This window comes from Staphylococcus sp. EG-SA-10 (genome assembly GCF_017151945.1).
In the GTDB taxonomy this organism is placed as follows: domain Bacteria; phylum Bacillota; class Bacilli; order Staphylococcales; family Staphylococcaceae; genus Staphylococcus; species Staphylococcus aureus.
In genome coordinates this window covers 1-443 of the sequence record NZ_JACVZJ010000055.1, presented here as the reverse complement: position 1 = coordinate 443, position 443 = coordinate 1, and the positions used below count along the sequence as shown (strand labels likewise).

The 443-nt window shown below is 34.8% G+C and carries 1 protein-coding gene; it reads right to left on the bottom strand.

Features of this window, described 5'->3' with window-relative positions:
• Positions 1–443, bottom strand: a 443-nt coding sequence (locus IDG45_RS13740) for an IS6-like element IS257 family transposase (RefSeq protein WP_206171653.1), incomplete at both ends; no start/stop codon positions are given.

Here is a 443-nt window from a genome sequence, read left to right as displayed (position 1 = left end):
CTGTATTGATACTTTGATACCTTGTCTTTCTTACTTTAATATGACGGTGATCTTGCTCAATGAGGTTATTCAGATATTTCGATGTACAATGACAGTCAGGTTTAAGTTTAAAAGCTTTAATTACTTTAGCCATTGCTACCTTCGTTGAAGGTGCCTGATCTGTAATTACCTTTTGAGGTTTACCAAATTGTTTAATGAGACGTTTGATAAACGCATATGCTGAATGATTATCTCGTTGCTTACGCAACCAAATATCTAATGTATGTCCCTCTGCATCAATGGCACGATATAAATAGCTCCATTTTCCTTTTATTTTGATGTACGTCTCATCAATACGCCATTTGTAATAAGCTTTTTTATGCTTTTTCTTCCAAATTTGATACAAAATTGGGGCATATTCTTGAACCCAACGGTAGACCGTTGAATGATGAACGTTTACACCA